The sequence below is a fragment of the Geodermatophilus sp. SYSU D01180 genome (genome assembly GCF_054050415.1).
In genome coordinates, this window is sequence record NZ_JBJGZH010000010.1 from 52,000 (window position 1) to 69,185 (window position 17,186).

Below are 17,186 nucleotides of genomic sequence, written 5' to 3' on the forward strand. Positions count from 1 at the left end.
AGGGCACCCGTCGGCCGTCCGGGGGCCGGGTGGCGGGTCGCCGCGCAGGTCGCCGTCGTCCTCGCGCTGGCGGTGCTCGCCGGCCTGGTCTCGGCGCTGGGGCCCAACGACCCCTGGCACAACTGGTTCGACCTGCGCGTCTACGACGGCGCGGTCGAGTGGTGGCGCTCGGGCCGGCCGCTCTACGACTACACGTTCGGCCGCACCGACTACGGCTTCACCTACCCGCCGTTCGCGGCGCTGGCGGTGCTGCCCATGACGCTGCTGTCCATCGAGGCGGTCGCGGCCGTGCACGCCGGGCTCAACCTGCTGGTGCTGGCCGGGACCACCGCGTGGCTGGTCGCCCCGCCGGCCCGCCGGCACGGGTGGCCGGTGGTCTTCGCCGTGGCGGCCGCACTGCCGGTGGTGTTCGTGCTCGAGCCGGTGCGGGAGACGATCGGCTTCGGCCAGGTCAACCTGCTGCTGCTCGCGCTGGTGCTGGCCGACGTCGCCGCGCTGCGCCGCGGGTGGCGGTGGGCCGGCGTCGGCATCGGCCTGGCCGCGGCCTTCAAGATCACGCCCGGGCTGTTCGTCGTGTACCTGCTGCTGACGCGGCGCTGGCGGGCGGCAGCCGTGGCGGTCGGCACCGCGGCGGTCGTGACCGGGCTGGCGTTCGCCGTCGCGCCGGCGACCTCGTGGCGGTTCTTCACCGAGACCCTGTGGCAGACCGAGCGGGTGGGCCGGCTGGACAAGACGTCCAACCAGTCGATCCTCGGCGGGCTGGCGCGGCTCACCGACCCCGCTGAGCCGCCGCGGGCGGTGTGGCTGGTCCTCGCCGTCGCCGTCCTCGCCCTGGTGCTCACCCGCGCGGTGCGGGCCGCCCGCGCCGGGGACGACCTGGCCGGCGTGGCGCTCACCGGCCTGGCCGCCTGCCTGGTCAGCCCGATCGCCTGGTCGCACCACTTCGTCTGGCTGGTGCCCGCGCTGATCGTCCTCGTGGACGTCGCCGCGGGCAGCCCGGCGGCACCCGGGTGGCCGTCCGGGCGCCGGCCCGCCGCGGCGCTCGCCGTCGTCACCGGGCTGGTGCTGGCGTCGTCGTCGATCTGGTTCGCCGAGGCCGACCCCGGCCACCACCACGACCTCGGCGTCCCGGGGCTCGTGGTCGAGGACCTCTACCTGCTGACGACGCTCGCCGTCGTCGCCCTGCTCCCCTCGAGGGCGATGACACCGTCGGCCTACCGGCCGACACCGCGGCCACGTGCCGTCCCCGACCGCCGTTGAGCCGCTCCGTGGTCCCGGTCGGGGAGCCTCCGGCCCCCGCTCCCGAGACCACACGTCACGGTGTGACGTGCCGCAGCGCGAACGACAGCGCCGTCTCGACCTGCCGGATCGTCTCCTCGATGACCAGCGAGCCGTGGCCGGCGTCGAAGCGGTACACCTCGTGCGGGCGGCCCAGCCGGTCCAGCTCGGCGAGGTAGTTCTCGATCTGCCGGATCGGGCAGCGGGGGTCGTTGGCGCCGGCGACGACGAGCACCGGCGCCCGCACCTGCTCGACGTAGGTGATCGGCGAGGACCGCACGTAGCGCTCGTGCACCTCGTCGGGGGAGCCGCCGAACAGCGCCCGGTCGTAGGCCCGCAGGCCCTCCATCTCGTCCTCGTAGGCGGCCAGGTAGTCGGCCACGGGCACCTCGGCGATGCCCGCGGCCCAGCGCTCGGGCTGGGTGCCGAGGCCCAGCAGGGTGAGGAAGCCCCCCCACGAGCCGCCGGTGAGCACCGCCCGCGCCGGGTCGAGGAAGCCCTCGGCGGCCAGCGCGTCGTAGACCGCGCCGACGTCCTCGAGCTCGGTGAGCCCGGGCCGGCCGGTCAGCGCGTCGCGCCAGGCGCTGCCGTAGCCGGTGGAGCCGCGGTAGTTGACGTGCACGACCGCGTAGCCGGCGTCGACGTAGGCGGCGCGGCGGGCGCGGTAGGAGTCGTCGTCGGCGGACTCGGGGCCGCCGTGCACCAGGAACGCCGTCGCGTACGGCGGCTCCCCGGCCGGCCGGACGACGAGCGCGTGCACGTCCCCGCCCGGGCCGGGCACCCAGCGGTCCTCGACCGGGTGCGCGGCCGGCGGCTCCTCGCCGGGCGCGGCGAGCACCACGGGCCCGTCGGCGCGGCGGATCACCGGCGGGCGCTCCGACGACGACCAGGCCAGCTCCACGGTCCCGTCCGGGCGGGCGGTGGCCCCGCGGACGACGCCGGGCGGGGTGTCCAGCCGCTCCAGCGCGCCCGTGGCGAGGTCGTAGCGGTACAGCTCGCTGCGGGCGGCGTGGTCGTGGCCGACGAGCAGCGCCGACCCGTCCGGGTACCAGCCGGCGGTCACGTCGCCGGGCAGGTCGAGCACGATCTCGGTCTCGGTGTCGGCCGCGACGTCCCAGACCAGCAGCTCCTCCCGGCCGCGCCGCTCGTGGCCGACCAGCAGCCGCCGGTCGCCGGGCAGCGGGGCGAACTCCAGCGCGTGCAGGCCGCGGCCCTCGCCGTCCCACTTCTCGGCCACGACCGCGTCGTCGGCGGTCCGCAGCACCCGAAGCGCCGGGTAGCGCGGGTCGCCGTGCTCGGAGTGCGACATGACCAGCAGCTCGTCGTCGAGGGTGAGGGCGTCCACCGAGGCCGGGTCCTCGTGCCGGTAGACCACCCGCGGCGTCCCGCCGGTGGGCGCCAGCCACAGCTCGCTGCCGTCGTCGGTGGAGCGGCCGATCGCCACGAGCGAGGAGCCGATCTCCAGCCCGGCCGGGTAGGCCGGCCCGACCTCCGGGACGGCGACCCGGTCGTCGCCGCCCGCGAACGGCTGCACCATCCAGACGCCGAACTCGTCCCCGTCGGTGTCGGCGAACCACCAGATCGTCTCGCCGTCGGGGGACAGCGTGCCGATCAGCGTGCCGTTGGGCCGGTCGGTGGCCTGGCGGTGCGCGTCGGTGGTGCGGTCCCACGCGTACTGCTCGACGACGCCGCTGACGTCCGAGGCGTACAGGCAGCGCTGCGGCGCGCGCAGCGCCCAGTCGGGCAGGCTGACACGGGGCGCGCGGAAGCGGGCCTGCCAGCGGGCGGTGACCTCCGGGGACAGGACGGGGGCGCTCACCCGCTCATCTTCCCCCGGCGCCCGCCCCGGCCCTCCGGCCGCCCCGGGCGGCGATCGCCCGGGCCTGTTCGGCCGCGGCGTCGGCGGCGGCATCGCGGACGTCGCCGATGAGCAGCTCGAGCACGTCCTCCAGCGCCACCAGGCCGACGGTGTGCCGCTCCCCGCCGCGGACGTCCACCACGCCGCCGAGGTGGGCGCCCTGCGCGCGCATCTCCGAGAGCACCTCGGGCAGCCCCGTGCCGGGCGCGATCGGCACCAGCCGGTTGACGTGCTCCTCCGGGATCGGCCGGTCCCGGCCCTCGGCCCCGATGCCCAGCACGTCCTTGACGTGCACGAAGCCGGTCAGCGCCCCGTCGTCGGCCTGGACCGGGTAGCGGCTGAAGCCGTGCTCGGCGACGACGGCCTCGAGCTGCCGCGGCGTGGTGGAGCGCGGCACGGTGACGACGGTGTCCATCGGCAGCAGCACGTCCTCGACGGTGTGCTGCTCGAAGGTGAGCGCGCCGGCCGCCAGCTCGCTGACCTCGGTGCCCAGCAGCCCCTCGCGCCGCGACTGGGTGATCATCGAGCGGATCTCGGCCTCGTCGAAGCTGGCCGCCACCTCGTCGGTGGGCGTGGCGCCGAACGCCCGCACGAAGCCGTTCGCCGTGGTGTTGAAGAACCAGATGACCGGCTTGAGCAGCCGGGTGAAGGCGGCCAGCGGCGGACCGAGCGCGATCGCCGCGCGGTCCGGGCCGGCGATGGTGATGTTCTTGGGCACCATCTCGCCGAGCACCATGTGCAGCACGGTCACCAGCGCCAGCGCGACGACCAGCGCGATCGGGTGCAGGAGGGCGTCCGGCACGTGGAGCGCGTGCAGCGGGGCCTCGATGAGGTGGGCGACGGCGGGCTCGCCGACGGCGCCCAGGCCCAGCGAGCACAGCGTGATGCCCAGCTGGGCGCCCGCCATGTTCTGCGACACGTTGCGCATCGCGGCCAGGGTCCTGGCCGCCCGCGCGGAGCCCTGCGCGACGCGCGGCTCGATCTGGTCGACCCGCGCGGACACCAGCGCGAACTCGGCGGCCACGAAGAACGCGTTGCCCAGCAGCAGGCCGACCAGGATCAGCAGGCTGACGACGTCGCTCACGCCGTCGCCTCCTGCCGCGCCCGTGCCCGCGAGGCCGTGGCGCCCGGCGGCAGCACCACCGTCCGCTCGGCCAGGATCCGGGCGACCCGGCGGCCGTCGAGGCTCTGCACGGTCAGCCGCGCGCCGTCGAACTCGACGCAGTCGCCGACCTCGGGCAGCTGCTGCAGCCGCTCGGCGAGGAACCCGGCCAGCGTCTCGTACCGGCCCTCGGGCACCGCGATCCCGGTCCGCTCGAGCACCTCGTCGGGGCGCAGCAGCCCGGACAGCGCCCACCGCACGTCGTCGACCCGGCGCATGGTGCGCAGCGGCCGGTCGGTCTCGTCGGTGATCTCCCCGACCAGCTCCTCCACGATGTCCTCCAGCGTCACCACGCCGTGCGTGGCACCCCACTCGTCGACCACCAGCGCGATCTGCAGGCCCTGCTCGCGCAGCAGGTCCAGCAGCCGCTCCAGCCGCAGGGACGAGGGGACGGCGAGCACCGGGTCGGCCAGCTCGCCGGCGGTGCGGCGGCCCCGCTCGGCCTCCGGGACGGCGACCGCGCGCTTGACGTGCACGACCCCGGTGACCTCGTCGAGGTCGGAGCCGTAGACCGGGAAGCGCGAGTTGCCCGACTCGGTGGCCGCGGCGATGACGTCGGCGGCGGTGGCGCTGGCCCGCAGCGTCCACAGCCGGGTCCGCGGCGTCATGACGTCGGTGGCGTACTTGGCGCGCAGGCCCAGCGAGCGCTCGAGCAGGCGGGCGGCGACGGGGGAGAGGTCGCCCTCGGCCGCCGACCGGCGGGCCACCGCGGCCAGCTCCTCGGCGCCGCGGGCGGAGTCCAGCTCCTCGCGGGGTTCGAAGCCCAGCCGGCGCACGATCGCGTTGGCCAGCCGCTGCAGCGCGTTGACGACGACGCCCGCGACCGCGGTGAACGCCCGCATCCCCGGCGCCACGACCTTCGCGATGCCCAGCGGGTCGGCGATCGCCAGGTTCTTCGGCCCGAGCTCGCCGAGCAGCATCTGCAGCGTCGTCGCCAGGGCCAGCGCCAGGCCGTAGGAGACGCCGGTGGCCGCCGCCTGCGACAGGCCGAGCGCCTCGAGCGGGCCGTGCAGCAGCTGACCGATCGCGGGCTCGGCCAGGTAGCCGACGACGAGCGTCGTCAGCGTGATGCCGAGCTGGGCGGCCGAGAGCTGGGTCGACAGGGTCCGCAGCGCGGTCGCCACGCCGCCGGCCCGGGCGTCCCCGGCGCGGGCGGCCTCCTCGACGCGGCCGCGGTCGACCGTGGTCAGGGAGAACTCGGCCGCGACGAAGAAGCCGGTCAGTGCCGTCAGCAGCACGGCGGCGAGGAGGAGCAGCCACTCGGTCATCGGGTCCCCGGTGCCCGCATCGGCACCCGGCCAACCCCGGGAACGACTCAGGGGCCGCCCGGAGGCGGCCCCTGAGCTGGAGTCGGGGTGACAGGATTTGAACCTGCGGCCTCGTCGTCCCGAACGACGCGCGCTACCAAGCTGCGCCACACCCCGGTGCCTGGACCACTGTACCGTCCCGTTCCCGTGGCCCCTCTGCAGGGTCCCGCCGCGAGCCCGCGAGTGGCGGGGGCAGAGGGGTCCTTCCTCAGGCGGGCCGCGCGGTCAGCGTGAGCAGCGTCGCCTCGGGCGGGCAGGCGAACCGGGCGGGCGCGTAGGGGCTGGTGCCCAGGCCCGCCGAGACGTGCAGCCAGGTGCCGTTCGGGCGCCCCGGCGCGGGCTCGGCCCAGCGGTGCAGCCAGCGGACCCGGTCCCGGTCGATGCCGCAGTTGGTGACCAGCGCCCCGTAGAACGGCACCCGCAGCTGCCCGCCGTGGGTGTGGCCGCACAGCAGCAGGTCGTAGCCGTCGGCGGCGAAGCGGTCGAGCACCCGCGGCTCGGGGGAGTGGACGACGCCGATGCGCAGGTCCGCCGTCGGGTCGGCCGGCCCGGCGACGGCGTCGTAGTCGTCCCGCCGGATGTGCGGGTCGTCGCAGCCGGCGAACACGACCCGCCGGCCGGCGACGGTCAGCTCGCCGCGGGCGTTGGTGAGGTCCAGCCAGCCGCGGCCGGTCAGCCCGTCGCGCAGGTCGCGCCAGGGCAGCTCGGTGCCGTGCACCCGCTTGTCGGGCCGGGTCAGGTAGCTGAGCGGGTTCTTGGGCCGCGGCGCGAAGTAGTCGTTGGACGAGGTGACGAACGCCCCGGGCCGGTCCAGCAGCGGGTCCAGCGCCTGGAGCACCGTCGGGACGGCGTCGGTCCCGGCCAGGTTGTCCCCGGTGTCGACGACGAGGTCGGGCTCGAGGCCGTCCAGCGCCGCCACCCAGTCGCGCTTGGACCGCTGCCCGGCGGTCATGTGCAGGTCCGACAGGTGCAGCACGGTCAGCGGCGCCGAGCCGGGGGCCAGCACCGGGACGTCGAAGCGGCGCAGCGTCCAGCGGTTGCGCTCGTACAGCGACGCGTAGGCGACGGACGAGGCGCCCGCGGCGACGATGGCCGTGGGCAGGGCGGTGTACCAGCGCACGGTGCCCGAGCCTACGGGCCGGCCCGCGGCCCCACCGGCCGGGAACGGGAGGTCGTCGTGCCAGGCTGGGCGGCGTGTCTGACCTCAAGGACCGGCTGCGCGCCGACCTCACCACCGCCATGAAGAGCCGCGACGAGCTGCGCACCGCGACGCTGCGGATGGTGCTCGCGGCGGTCAGCGCGGAGGAGGTCGCGGGCAAGGAGGCCCGGGAGCTGTCCGACGACGAGGTGCTCGCGGTGCTGCGGCGCGAGGCCAAGAGGCGCCGCGAGGCGGCCGAGGCGTTCGACGGGGCCGGCCGCGCCGAGCAGGCCGGCCGCGAGCGCGCGGAGGGCGAGGTGGTGGCCGCCTACCTGCCCGCCCAGCTCGACGACGCCGACCTCGCCGCGATCGTCGCCGACGCGATCACCCGCACCGGCGCGAGCGGCATGAAGGACATGGGCCGGGTCATGGGCGCCGCCAACGCGGCCGTCGCCGGCCGGGCCGAGGGCTCCCGGGTGGCCGCGGAGGTCCGCCGCCAGCTCGGCTGACCCGGGCCCGCTCCGGGGAGCGGGCCCGCCCGGCGAGGGCTCAGTTGCCCCCCGGGCCTCCGTTGCCGCCGCCCCAGTTGCCGCCGCCGGGCCAGCCGTTCGCGTTGCCCTGGTCGCCGTTGCCCTGGCCGGCGTCGCCCTGGTCCGGCGTCGTCCCCTGGTCGGGGGTGGGCGCGGGGGTGCTCGGCGCCGGCGGGGCGGGCGCCGGCTGCCCCTGCAGCAGCGCCGGGTCGGCCGGCGGGAACGCCGAGGTGGGCTTGTCGGCGAGGAAGGGCGCGAAGGCGTCGTGCCAGATGGTGGCCGGCATGTTGCCGCCGTAGCCGCCGACGTCCTGCTGCTCCTTGGGGTTGAACACCATGACGCTGGCCGCGTACTCGGGCATGACGCCGACGAAGGCCACCGAGTCCCGGCCCTGCGCGGTACCGGTCTTGCCGGCGATCGCGTGACCCGGGATGGCGGCCCGGGTGCCGGTGCCCTCGGGGTTGGCGGTGTCGCCGACCAGGATGTTGGCCAGCGTGTTGGCGATGTTCGCCGGGATCGCGTTCGGCGTGCACTGGTCGCCGCGGACCACGGGCCGGCCGTCGTCGCCGGTGAGCGGCTGGCCGGCGCGGTCGAACACCTGGACCACCGGGATCGGGTCGCACTGGGTGCCCTGCGCGGCCAGCGTGGAGTAGGCGGTGACCAGGTCCAGCGGGCTGGTGGCCTCGGCGCCGAGCGTGAACGAGCCGAAGTTGCCGTCGATGATCTCGTCGGCGGAGTTCTGGGTGGGCTGGTCGAAGCTCATGCCCATCCGCTCGGCCATGCGCACCGGGCCCTCGACGCTGCCCAGCCGGTCCTCCAGCGCGAGGAAGTAGGTGTTCGACGAGCGGACCAGCGCGCCGACCATGTCGAGGGTGTCGGGGTAGTTGCCGGCGTTCTCGACGCAGTACATGCCGGTCGACCGGGACCGGTCGCCGCCGCAGGAGGGGCCGCGGAAGACCCGCGAGGTGTACTGGTTGCCCGGCGTGCTGATCACGGTGCTGGCCGGGATGCCGGCCTCCAGCGCCGCGGCGGCGGTGAACACCTTGTAGGTCGAGCCGGAGCCCTTGCTGGCCGCCGTGTGCAGGACGACGGACTCGCACTGCGGGTCCGCGCAGCCGTACTGCCGGTTGACGCTCATCGCCAGGACGGCGCCGGTGCCCGGCTGCACGGCGGTGAACATGCCGGCGAGCTGGGCGCCCATCGGCAGCGTGTTGAGGACCGCCTGGTCGCCGAGGGTCTGCAGCTGCGGGTTCAGCGTCGTCTGGATGGTCAGGCCGCCGTTGTCCAGCTGCTCCTGGCTGATGCCGAGCACCTGGGTCAGGTACTGCTGCATGAAGGCGCAGAAGAACCCGCCGATCGCGGCGTCGATGCAGCCGTTGGGCGGGCTGATGCCCGGCGCCACCTGCACCGGCTCGGCCATGAGCGCGGCGAGCTGCTCCTCGGTCGTCCCGTCGAGGTGGCCGAGGTCGAACATCCGCTGCAGGACCTGGTTGCGGCGGGTCTGGCCGTTCTCCGGCTGGGTGATCGGGTCGTCGTTGGTGGGGCTCTGCACCAGCCCGGCGAGCATCGCCGCCTGGGGGAGGGTCAGGTCGGCGGCGTTGACGCTGAAGTACTTCTGGGCGGCGGCCTGGATGCCGTAGGCGCCCTGCCCGAAGTACACGATGTTGAGGTAGCGGGTGAGGATCTCGTCCTTGGAGTAGGTCTCCTCCAGCGCCAGGGCCAGCCGGGCCTCGCGCAGCTTGCGGGACAGGCCCTCGACGCCGTCCTGCTCGATGGCCTCCTGCCGCTCCTCGGCGCTGTCGGCGGTCTCCAGCAGGGTCTGCTTGACCAGCTGCTGGGTGATCGTCGAGCCGCCCTCCTGCACCGAGCCCGCGGCCACGTTGGTCACCGCGGCACGCAGCGTGCCCTGCACGTCCAGGCCGTTGTGGTCGTAGAAGCGCGAGTCCTCGATGTCGACCAGCGCCTGCTTCATCACGTCGGCGATCTGGTCGGACGCCACCACCGTGCGGTTGTGGGCGTAGAAGTTGGTGATCAGCGAGCCGTCGGCGGCGAGCACGCGGGAGTTGCCCGCGGGGGTCGCGTCGGTGAGCTCCACCGGCAGCGCGTCGAGCAGGGACGCGGAGTTGCGCGCGACCAGCCCGCTGCCGCCGACGAGCGGGAAGAGCAGGCCGGCGACGAGCGCGCCGGCCACGACGATCATCGCGACGAGCTTGCCCAGGACTCGGGCGCGGGAGGCAGCAGACATCGCTGCCAATGTACGGGCCCGGCGTCGCCCGGACGGGTGATCAGGCGCGGCGCGCGGGCAGCACGCGGGTGCGCGGTACGCCCGTCGGCGTGTCGTCGTCGGGACCGGTCAGCGCCTCGGCCATGCTGCGCAGCCCGTCGAGGTCGTGGACGTCGCCGGCGGCCGCCGGGACCGCCCGCATCGCCACCTCCGGGTGGGCACTGGTGAACCGGTCGGCCAGCCGCTGCTCGCGCGCGGCCACGGTCATCCGCTCGGCGTGCACCCGCAGGGCGCCGGCGGCCAGCGCCGCGGCCGGGTCGCCGTCCCCGTTCTCCGCGGCGGCCTCGGCGGCCGCCTCGGCGCGGGTGGCCGACAGCCGCGTGCTCGCCGGCGGGTGGGTGCGGTTGAGCACCAGCCCGGCCAGCGGCATCCCCTCGGCCGAGAGCCGGTCGACGAAGTAGGAGGCCTCGCGCAGCGCGTCCGGCTCCGGGGTCGCGACGACGACGAACCACGTGCCCGGGCGGCGCAGCAGCTCGTAGGTGGCGGTGGCCCGCTCGCGGAAGCCGCCGAACATGGTGTCCAGCGCGGTGACGAACGCGGAGATGTCGCGCAGCAGCTGGCCGCCGAGGACCTTGCTGATGATCCGGCTGAAGAACATCAGTCCGGCGCCGGCGACCCGCAGCCCGGCCCGGCCGCCGGCGCGGGCCGGCGCGGTGAGCAGCCGGATCATCGTGCCGTCGAGGAACCGGCTCATCTTGTTGGGCGCGTCGAGGAAGTCCAGCGCCGACCGGGACGGCGGTGTGTCGACGACGATCAGGTCCCAGGTGTCGGCCGCCCGCAGCTGGCCCAGCTTCTCCATCGCCATGTACTCCTGCGTCCCGGAGAACGACGAGGACAGGGTCTGGTAGAAGGGGTTGGCCAGGATCTGCTCGGCCCGCTCGGGCGTCGAGTGCGCGGACACGATGTCGTCGAACGTCCGCTTCATGTCCAGCATCATCGCGTGGAGCTCGCCCGCGGCCCCCGGGACGTCGACCCGCCGCGGCTCGTTGTCCAGCTCCACCAGGCCCAGCGACTGCGCCAGCCGGCGGGCCGGGTCGATGGTCAGGACGACGACGCGGCGGCCGGCCTCCGCGGCGGCCAGGCCGAGCGCGGCCGACGTCGTCGTCTTGCCGACCCCGCCGGAGCCGCAGCAGACGACGATCCGGGTCCGGCGGTCCTCGATGAGGGCGGCGAGGTCCATCGGGGGCGCGTGCCGGTCGGCCGCCGGCGACGCGGCGGCGCGCGCGGCGCTCACGCCGCCACCTCCGCGCCGAGGTGCTCCTCGAGCCGGTCGGCCAGCTCGAACAGGCAGCCGAGGTCCATCGGGCCGGGCAGCAGCGGCAGCTCGACCGTCGGCCGGTCGAAGGACTCCACCCGGGCGCGCAGCGCGTCCTGCGCCGCCCACCGCTGCGCGTGCTCGACCGCCTCCGCGGCCAGCGCGTCGGCCAGCGCGGGGTCGGCGGGCAGGCCCGCGGCGGTCAGCCCGGGCACCAGGTCGGCGCCGGTGACCGCGCCCTCGGCGGCCCGCACCAGCGCCGGCTCGGGCAGCACCGGCTCGGTGGCCATGTTCACGATCACCGAGCCGACGGGCAGCTTGGCCTCGGTGAGCTCGGCGATGGCGTCGGCGGTCTCCTGCACCGGCATGTCCTCGAGCAGGGTCACCAGGTGCACCGCCGTCTGCGGAGAGCGCAGCACCGCCATGACGCCGTCGCTCTGGGTCTTGATCGGGCCGGAGCGCGCCAGGCCCGCCATCTCGTTGGTCACGTTGAGGAACTTGGTGATCCGCCCGGTCGGCGGGGCGTCGACGACGACCGCGTCGTAGACCCGCCGGCCGTCCTTGCGCCGGGTCACCGCCTCCTTGATCTTGCCGGTGATCAGGACGTCGCGCAGGCCCGGGGCGATCGTCGTCGCGAAGTCGACGGCGCCCATCTTGCGCAGCGCCCGGCCCGCGCGGCGGAGGTTGTAGAACATCTCGAGGTACTCGAGCAGGGCCTCCTCGACGTCGATCGCGAGGGCCCGCACCTCCCCGCCGTGGCGGGTGACCGCGACCCGGCGCTCCTCGTAGGGCAGCGGTGGGGTGTCGAAGAGCTGGGCGATGCCCTGGCGGCCCTCGCACTCGACGAGCAGGACGGTGCGGCCCTCGGACGCCAGGGCCAGGGCCAGGGCGGCGGCGACGGTGGTCTTGCCGGTCCCGCCCTTCCCGGTGACGACGTGGCAGCGCACGGGGAAGTCGGGGCTCACCCTGACCAGCCTAGGAGCACTCCGGGGATCGCGGCCCGCCGCGGCCGCAGCGCACCCGCCGCCGGGCCGCCGGCGCTGCGCTAGCGTCGTCCCTCATGAGTGACCCGGCCCGCCGCAGGTGGGAGTACGCCACCATCCCGCTGCTCATCCACAACACCAAGGCGATCCTCGACTCGTGGGGGACCGACGGGTGGGAGCTGGTGACGGTGCTGCCCGGCCCGACCGGCCCCGAGCAGCCGGTCGCCTACCTCAAGCGCCCGCTGGACTGAGGCGGCGGCCATGACGCAGGGGATGCAGGCCCAGAGCTGGCACGCGCGGCTGCGCGAACTGGGCATCCGGCTGCCCCCGGTGGCCGCGCCGGTCGCCTCCTACGTGCCGGCCGTGCGCACCGGGGCCCTGGTGTTCACCTCCGGTCAGCTGCCGTTCGTCGACGGCGGGCTGCGGCGCACCGGCAAGGTGGGCGGCTCGGTCGACCCCGAGGACGCCGCCGCCGACGCCAAGCTGTGCGCCCTCAACGCGCTGGCCGCCGTCGACGAGCTGGTCGGCCTGGACCAGGTGGCCCGGATCGTGCGCGTCGTCGGCTACGTGGCCAGCGCGGAGGGCTTCAGCGGCCAGCCGCGGGTGGTCAACGGCGCCAGCGAGCTGCTCGGGAAGGTCTTCGGCGACGCCGGCCGGCACGCCCGCAGCGCGGTCGGCGTGGCCGAGCTGCCGCTGGGCGCGCCGGTGGAGATCGAGCTGACGGTCGAACTGCGCGGATGACGGCGATCCGCCCGGCGGCGACGGTCCTGCTGCTCCGCGACGGCGCGGAGGGGCTCGAGGTCCACCTGCTGCGCCGCACCCGCGGGATGCCCTTCGCCGGGGGGATGACCGCCTACCCCGGCGGCGGGGTGGACCCGCGCGACGGCGACACCGCCGTCGCCTGGGCCGGGCCGCCGCCCGCCGAGTGGGCTCAGGCGCTCGGCTGCGACGAGCGGGTGGCGCGGGAGCTGGTGTGCGCCGCCGTCCGCGAGACCTTCGAGGAGGCCGGCGTCCTGCTGGCCGGCTCGCCCGACGGCAGCGACGTCGTGCCGGACGTGTCCGGGGACGACTGGGAGGCCCAGCGGCAGGCGCTGCTCACCCGCGAGCTGTCGCTGGCCGGGCTGCTGGCCGAGCGCGGGCTGGCGCTGCGGGCGGACCTGCTGCGGCCGTTCGCGCACTGGATCACCCCGCCGCAGGAGACCCGCCGCTACGACACCCGCTTCTTCGTCGCGGCGCTGCCGGTGGGGCAGGAGGCCCGCGACGTCTCCGGCGAGGCCGACGAGGCCAGCTGGCTGACGCCGGAGGCCGCGCTGACCGAGATGCGGGCCGGCACCCGGCCGATGCTGCCGCCGACGATCCACACGCTGCGCCAGCTGTCGGCCTTCCCGGACGTGGCCGCCGCGCTGGCCGGGTCCCCGCCGGAGCCGCTGCACCCGATCATGCCCGAGCTGCGGACCACGCCCGAGGGGCGCTTCGCCGAGCTCCCCGACGGCACCCGCATCGGCCTCGTGGTGCCGCTCCCCTCGTGAGGCGGTGAACGCGAGAGGCCCAGGACCCGCCGGGTCCTGGGCCTCTCGCGTTCGGACGCGTCAGCGCGCGCGGCGGCGGAGGCGGTCCTCGTCGAGGACGACGACCGACTTGCCCTGCAGCTGGATCCAGCCGCGGTGCACGAAGTCGGCCAGCGCCTTGTTGACCGTCTCGCGCGAGGCGCCGACCAGCTGGGCCAGCTCCTCCTGCGTGAGGTCGTGCTTGACCCGCAGGCCGTCGGACTCGCGGCTGCCGAACCGGTCGGCCATCTGCAGCAGCGCCTTGGCCACCCGGCCGGGGACGTCGGTGAAGATCAGGTCGGCCACCGAGTCGTTGGTGCGGCGCAGCCGGCGGGCGAGCACGTGCAGCAGCCGCTCGCCGACCTCGGGGTGCGCCTCGATCCACGGGCGCAGCACCGACTGCGGCATCTTGGCCAGCTTGACGTCGGTGACCGCGGTGGCCGTGGCCGTGCGCGGGCCGGGGTCGAACACCGACAGCTCGCCGAACTGGTCGGAGGGGCCCATGACGGCCAGCACGTTCTCGCGGCCGTCGGGGGAGCGCCGGGACAGCTTGATCTTGCCGCTCAGCACGATGTAGAGGCTGTCGCCCGGCTCACCCTCGTTGAACACGACCCGACCGCGGGGCAGGGTGATCGTCTCCAGACGGCTGGCGACGGGGTCGACGGCGTCCTCCGAGAGTCCCTGGAAGAGCCCCGACTGGGCCAGCACCTCGTCCACCACGATTTCTCTCCACCCCACCGTTCCGCGTTCGACCTGCGGGGCGTGGGCCCCGCATCCACACGGAGTCTAGGCGGCTGTGCGCACGGTCACCCGTTCGGAGACGCACGGGGTGCCCCCGCGGGGTGAGTCGGCCCCTCGCGGCGGCCACCCTGCAGGGGCCCGCGCCGGGCTCGCGAGGCGTGGGGGCCTTCGTCAGACCAGCGTCTCGGTGCTCTGGCGGACCCGCGACCGGCGACGGCGGCGCCAGCGGGCCATCGCCCGGCGGATGCCCGAGGCGGCCAGCGTGTCCACCTCGCCGGGGGTCGCCGACTCGAGGAACTCGGCCACCTCGCGCGGCGACGTCGGGCGGCGCAGGGGCTCCTCCACGCGCTCCATGACCAGCAGGAACGCGATGACCATCGGGGGGAAGAGGATGACGATGAGCGCGACCACGTCACCTCCCGGGTCCGGTCGCTGCTGAGCGGGCCAGTGCAGCCATGGTGGCACGGCCCGGAGGGTGTCGCCGGTGACGCCTACCCTCGACCGCGTGTCCACGCCGGCCTACGCGCGCCCCGCCGCGCGCCGTGCTCCCGCCCGCCGTCCGGCCGCCGTGCCCTTCGACCCGGACGAGACGCCGCTGGCCCGCACCCGCCGCGCCCGCCGGATGGCCCGTGAGCTGGCCGTCATCCACCCCGACGCGCACTGCGAGCTCGACTTCACCAACGCCTTCGAGCTCCTCGTGGCCACCGTGCTCTCGGCGCAGACCACCGACAAGACCGTGAACAAGGTCACGCCGGCGCTGTTCGCGGCGTACCCCGACGCCGTGGCGCTCGCCGGGGCCGACCGGGCCGACCTCGAGGCGATCCTCAAGCCCACCGGCTTCTTCCGCGCCAAGGCCAACTCGGTGCTGGGCCTCGCGCAGGCGCTGGTCGAGCGCTTCGACGGCGAGGTGCCCGGCCGCATGGCCGACCTGGTCACGCTGCCCGGCGTGGGCCGCAAGACGGCGAACGTCGTCCTCGGCAACGCCTTCGGCGTCCCGGGGCTGACCGTCGACACCCACTTCGGCCGGCTGGTCCGCCGCTTCGGCTGGACCGCCGAGGAGGACCCCGTCAAGGTCGAGGCCGAGATCGCCGAGCTGGTCCCCAAGCGCGACTGGACCATGTTCAGCCACCGCGTGATCTTCCACGGCCGGCGCGTCTGCCACGCCAAGAAGGCCGCCTGCGGGGCGTGCGGGCTGGCCCGCTGGTGCCCGTCCTACGGCATCGGCCCCACCGACCCCGAGGCGGCGACGAAGCTGGTCAAGACGCCCGCGGCGTCGGACACCGAGTGAGCGCCGGGCGGCGTGCGGCCGCGCTGCTGCTCGGCCTCGGGCTGCTGCTGTCGTCCTGCACCGCCTCGGCCGACGAGCCCGAGGCGCCCGAGCGGGCCACCGTCGCGGGGACGCGGACGGACCTGGCGGCCTGCCCGGAGCAGCCCGACGAGCCGGCCGCCGGCAGCGACCTGTCGGGCGTCGCGCCCATCGAGTGCTTCAGCGGCGGCACCCTCGACCTCGGCCGCGCCCCGGGCGTGCCCACCGTGCTCAACCTGTGGGCCAGCTGGTGCGGCCCGTGCCGGGAGGAGCTGCCGCTGGTGCAGCAGCTCGCCGACGCCGCCGGCGACCGCGTCCGGGTCGTCGGCGTGATCAGCCAGGACGGCGTCCCGCAGGCGGCGTCCTTCGCGGAGGACGCCGGTGTGACCGTCCCCGGCGCGTTCGACGGGCACGGCGACGTCGCCGCGGCGCTCGGGCTGCGGGGCCTCCCGCACACGGTGTTCCTCGCCGCCGACGGGTCGGTGGCCTTCGTCCGGACCGGCGCCGTCGAGTCCCTCGACGAGCTGCGCGGCCTGGTCGCCGAGCACCTCGGGGTGCAGCTGTGACCGGGCTCCTGCCCGGCGCCGACACCTCCGGCCTGCCGGACTACCTGCTGCGGCTGGTGACCGCGGCGGCCGACCTCCCGCTGCGGCACCGGATGCAGGCGGCCACCGACACCGCGCGCCGGTCGGCGGTGCTCATCCTCTTCGGCGAGGGCCCGCGCGGCGCCGACGTCCTGCTCATCGAGAAGTCCGCGCGGCTGCGCACACACGCCGGGCAGCCGGCCTTCCCCGGAGGCGGCGCCGACCCGGGGGAGGACTACCCGGTGGCCACCGCGCTGCGGGAGGCGCACGAGGAGGCCGGCGTCGACCCGGCCGGCGTCCGGGTGCTCGCCACGCTGCCCGAGCTGTTCCTCGGGCCGTCGGACAACCTCGTCGTCCCGGTCGTGGCCTGGTGGGACGACCCCCGCGACGTCGCGGTCGGCGACCCGCGGGAGGTGGCCCGGGTGGCCCGGGTGCCGCTGGCCGACCTCACCGACCCGGCCAACCGGTTCCGCGTGCGGCACCCGGCGGGGTACGTCGGCCCGGCGTTCGGCGTCGCCGGGATGGTCGTGTGGGGCTTCACCGCGGCGCTGCTCGACGCCGTCCTCGAGGCCGCGGGCCTCGCGCGGCCGTGGGACGCCCACGACGTGCGCCCGCTGGCGGCGGCCGGTGCACGGCCGGCGGCCGCGCCCGGGTCGCTGGGGGAGGGCGGCGCCGAGGACGCCGCCGCGCCGACGGTGGCCGACGGCGCCACCGGGGACGCCGCGACAAGTACGGTTCCGCGGCGATGAGCAGGATCTGGACGCGCCGCCTCCCCGCGGCGCTGACCGGCGCGGCGCTGGCGGCCGGGGTGCTGACCGGCTGCGGCTCCGGCGACGACGGCGGCGGTGGCGGTGGCGGTGCCACGGCGCAGCCGAACCCCGACGCGTCGCTCGGCACGGTCACCACGGCCGAGGACGGCGTCCAGGAGGTCACCATCCAGACGCCGGACGACTACGTGTTCGTCCCCGACACCTTCACCGTGGCGCCCGGCCGGGTCCGGCTGACCGTGCAGAGCACCGCCACCCAGGCCACCCACAACTTCCGCTTCACGCCCGGCGCCGGCGTCGAGGAGATCCCCGAGGAGATCCCGCTGCTGGCCGCGGGGGCGACGGAGACCATCGAGTTCGAGGTCACCGCCCCCGGCGACCACCCGTTCGAGTGCAGCTTCCACGTCCAGCTGGGCCAGACCGGCGTCATGACGGTGCGCGGCTGA

General features: G+C 75.6%; 18 protein-coding genes and 1 tRNA gene. 9 read left to right on the forward strand and 10 right to left on the reverse strand.

Annotated elements, in window-relative coordinates:
* Window positions 1-72 precede the first annotated feature (72 nt).
* A complete protein-coding gene (locus tag ACI8AA_RS11395) occupies window positions 73-1,260 on the forward strand; it encodes a glycosyltransferase 87 family protein (protein ID WP_457044527.1) in 1,188 nt (395 codons plus the stop codon).
* A gap of 55 nt (window positions 1,261-1,315) precedes the next feature.
* Here the strand turns inward: ACI8AA_RS11395 and ACI8AA_RS11400 are convergent, their stop codons facing one another.
* From ACI8AA_RS11400 to ACI8AA_RS11420, 5 genes are all read right to left on the reverse strand, one after another.
* Complete coding sequence (locus ACI8AA_RS11400) at window positions 1,316-3,097, reverse strand: prolyl oligopeptidase family serine peptidase (protein WP_457044528.1); 1,782 nt, start codon at window positions 3,095-3,097, stop codon at window positions 1,316-1,318.
* A gap of 4 nt (window positions 3,098-3,101) precedes the next feature.
* Window positions 3,102-4,220: a hemolysin family protein gene (locus ACI8AA_RS11405; RefSeq protein ID WP_457044529.1), complete on the reverse strand. Its 1,119-nt coding sequence runs from the start codon at window positions 4,218-4,220 to the stop codon at window positions 3,102-3,104.
* Window positions 4,217-5,566: a hemolysin family protein gene (locus ACI8AA_RS11410; protein ID WP_457044530.1), complete on the reverse strand. Its 1,350-nt coding sequence runs from the start codon at window positions 5,564-5,566 to the stop codon at window positions 4,217-4,219. The genes ACI8AA_RS11405 and ACI8AA_RS11410 overlap by 4 nt, the downstream gene beginning before the upstream one ends.
* An 82-nt stretch (window positions 5,567-5,648) precedes the next feature.
* A tRNA-Pro gene (locus tag ACI8AA_RS11415) sits at window positions 5,649-5,722 on the reverse strand.
* Between the two features lie 91 nt (window positions 5,723-5,813).
* Window positions 5,814-6,725: a metallophosphoesterase gene (locus tag ACI8AA_RS11420; protein WP_457044531.1), complete on the reverse strand. Its 912-nt coding sequence runs from the start codon at window positions 6,723-6,725 to the stop codon at window positions 5,814-5,816.
* Window positions 6,726-6,799: 74 nt separating this feature from the next.
* On the opposite strand from ACI8AA_RS11420, the gene ACI8AA_RS11425 reads away from it, so the two are divergent.
* Window positions 6,800-7,252, forward strand: a complete 453-nt coding sequence (locus ACI8AA_RS11425; RefSeq protein WP_457044532.1) for a GatB/YqeY domain-containing protein — start codon at window positions 6,800-6,802, stop codon at window positions 7,250-7,252.
* Window positions 7,253-7,292: 40 nt separating this feature from the next.
* Here ACI8AA_RS11425 and ACI8AA_RS11430 read toward each other — a convergent pair whose 3' ends face one another.
* From ACI8AA_RS11430 to ACI8AA_RS11440, 3 genes are read right to left on the reverse strand one after another with little or no spacing between them, the layout of a single operon-like run.
* A complete protein-coding gene (locus ACI8AA_RS11430) occupies window positions 7,293-9,518 on the reverse strand; it encodes a transglycosylase domain-containing protein (RefSeq protein WP_457044533.1) in 2,226 nt (741 codons plus the stop codon).
* A gap of 40 nt (window positions 9,519-9,558) precedes the next feature.
* Window positions 9,559-10,791 carry an ArsA family ATPase gene (locus tag ACI8AA_RS11435; protein WP_457044534.1) on the reverse strand — a complete coding sequence of 411 codons (1,233 nt, stop codon included), beginning with the start codon at window positions 10,789-10,791 and terminating at the stop codon, window positions 9,559-9,561.
* Window positions 10,788-11,777, reverse strand: a complete 990-nt coding sequence (locus ACI8AA_RS11440) for an ArsA-related P-loop ATPase (protein WP_457044535.1) — start codon at window positions 11,775-11,777, stop codon at window positions 10,788-10,790. Before ACI8AA_RS11440 ends, ACI8AA_RS11435 begins: the two co-directional genes overlap by 4 nt.
* A 95-nt stretch (window positions 11,778-11,872) precedes the next feature.
* Here ACI8AA_RS11440 and ACI8AA_RS11445 point away from each other — a divergent pair, with 95 nt between their 5' ends.
* The 3 genes from ACI8AA_RS11445 to ACI8AA_RS11455 are packed head-to-tail and all read left to right on the forward strand — an operon-like array spanning window position 11,873 to window position 13,324.
* A complete protein-coding gene (locus ACI8AA_RS11445; RefSeq protein WP_456942940.1) occupies window positions 11,873-12,046 on the forward strand; it encodes a hypothetical protein in 174 nt (57 codons plus the stop codon).
* Window positions 12,047-12,056: 10 nt separating this feature from the next.
* Window positions 12,057-12,536: a RidA family protein gene (locus tag ACI8AA_RS11450; protein WP_457044536.1), complete on the forward strand. Its 480-nt coding sequence runs from the start codon at window positions 12,057-12,059 to the stop codon at window positions 12,534-12,536.
* On the forward strand, window positions 12,533-13,324 hold the full coding sequence (locus tag ACI8AA_RS11455) for an NUDIX hydrolase (protein ID WP_457044537.1): 792 nt from the start codon (window positions 12,533-12,535) through the stop codon (window positions 13,322-13,324). The genes ACI8AA_RS11450 and ACI8AA_RS11455 overlap by 4 nt, the downstream gene beginning before the upstream one ends.
* Before the next feature lie 60 nt (window positions 13,325-13,384).
* Here ACI8AA_RS11455 and ACI8AA_RS11460 read toward each other — a convergent pair whose 3' ends face one another.
* Complete coding sequence (locus tag ACI8AA_RS11460) at window positions 13,385-14,062, reverse strand: Crp/Fnr family transcriptional regulator (protein ID WP_456928387.1); 678 nt, start codon at window positions 14,060-14,062, stop codon at window positions 13,385-13,387.
* A gap of 192 nt (window positions 14,063-14,254) precedes the next feature.
* Window positions 14,255-14,494 (reverse strand): hypothetical protein, encoded by a 240-nt coding sequence (locus ACI8AA_RS11465; protein WP_456928388.1) that lies wholly within the window; start codon window positions 14,492-14,494, stop codon window positions 14,255-14,257.
* Window positions 14,495-14,588: 94 nt separating this feature from the next.
* Between ACI8AA_RS11465 and nth the strand changes: the two genes are divergently transcribed.
* Genes nth through ACI8AA_RS11485 form a run of 4 tightly spaced genes read left to right on the forward strand, consistent with a single transcriptional unit; the run spans window position 14,589 to window position 17,186 of the window.
* The gene (nth, locus tag ACI8AA_RS11470; RefSeq protein ID WP_457044538.1) at window positions 14,589-15,371 is read left to right on the forward strand and encodes an endonuclease III; all 783 of its coding nucleotides are present in this window, start codon (window positions 14,589-14,591) and stop codon (window positions 15,369-15,371) included.
* The gene (locus tag ACI8AA_RS11475) at window positions 15,368-15,955 is read left to right on the forward strand and encodes a TlpA family protein disulfide reductase (protein ID WP_457044539.1); all 588 of its coding nucleotides are present in this window, start codon (window positions 15,368-15,370) and stop codon (window positions 15,953-15,955) included. The genes nth and ACI8AA_RS11475 overlap by 4 nt, the downstream gene beginning before the upstream one ends.
* Window positions 15,952-16,722 carry an NUDIX hydrolase gene (locus tag ACI8AA_RS11480; RefSeq protein ID WP_457044540.1) on the forward strand — a complete coding sequence of 257 codons (771 nt, stop codon included), beginning with the start codon at window positions 15,952-15,954 and terminating at the stop codon, window positions 16,720-16,722. Before ACI8AA_RS11475 ends, ACI8AA_RS11480 begins: the two co-directional genes overlap by 4 nt.
* Complete coding sequence (locus ACI8AA_RS11485) at window positions 16,719-17,186, forward strand: cupredoxin domain-containing protein (RefSeq protein ID WP_457044541.1); 468 nt, start codon at window positions 16,719-16,721, stop codon at window positions 17,184-17,186. Before ACI8AA_RS11480 ends, ACI8AA_RS11485 begins: the two co-directional genes overlap by 4 nt.

Bases quoted from the DNA above. Each gene is read 5' to 3' on its own strand.
- ACI8AA_RS11410 (WP_457044530.1), bottom strand. From the start codon at position 5,566: ATGACCGAGTGGCTGCTCCTCCTCGCCGCCGTGCTGCTGACGGCACTG.
- ACI8AA_RS11430 (WP_457044533.1), bottom strand. From the start codon at position 9,518: ATGTCTGCTGCCTCCCGCGCCCGAGTCCTGGGCAAGCTCGTCGCGATG.
- ACI8AA_RS11445 (WP_456942940.1), top strand. From the start codon at position 11,873: ATGAGTGACCCGGCCCGCCGCAGGTGGGAGTACGCCACCATCCCGCTG.
- ACI8AA_RS11450 (WP_457044536.1), top strand. From the start codon at position 12,057: ATGACGCAGGGGATGCAGGCCCAGAGCTGGCACGCGCGGCTGCGCGAA.
- ACI8AA_RS11455 (WP_457044537.1), top strand. From the start codon at position 12,533: ATGACGGCGATCCGCCCGGCGGCGACGGTCCTGCTGCTCCGCGACGGC.
- ACI8AA_RS11485 (WP_457044541.1), top strand. From the start codon at position 16,719: ATGAGCAGGATCTGGACGCGCCGCCTCCCCGCGGCGCTGACCGGCGCG.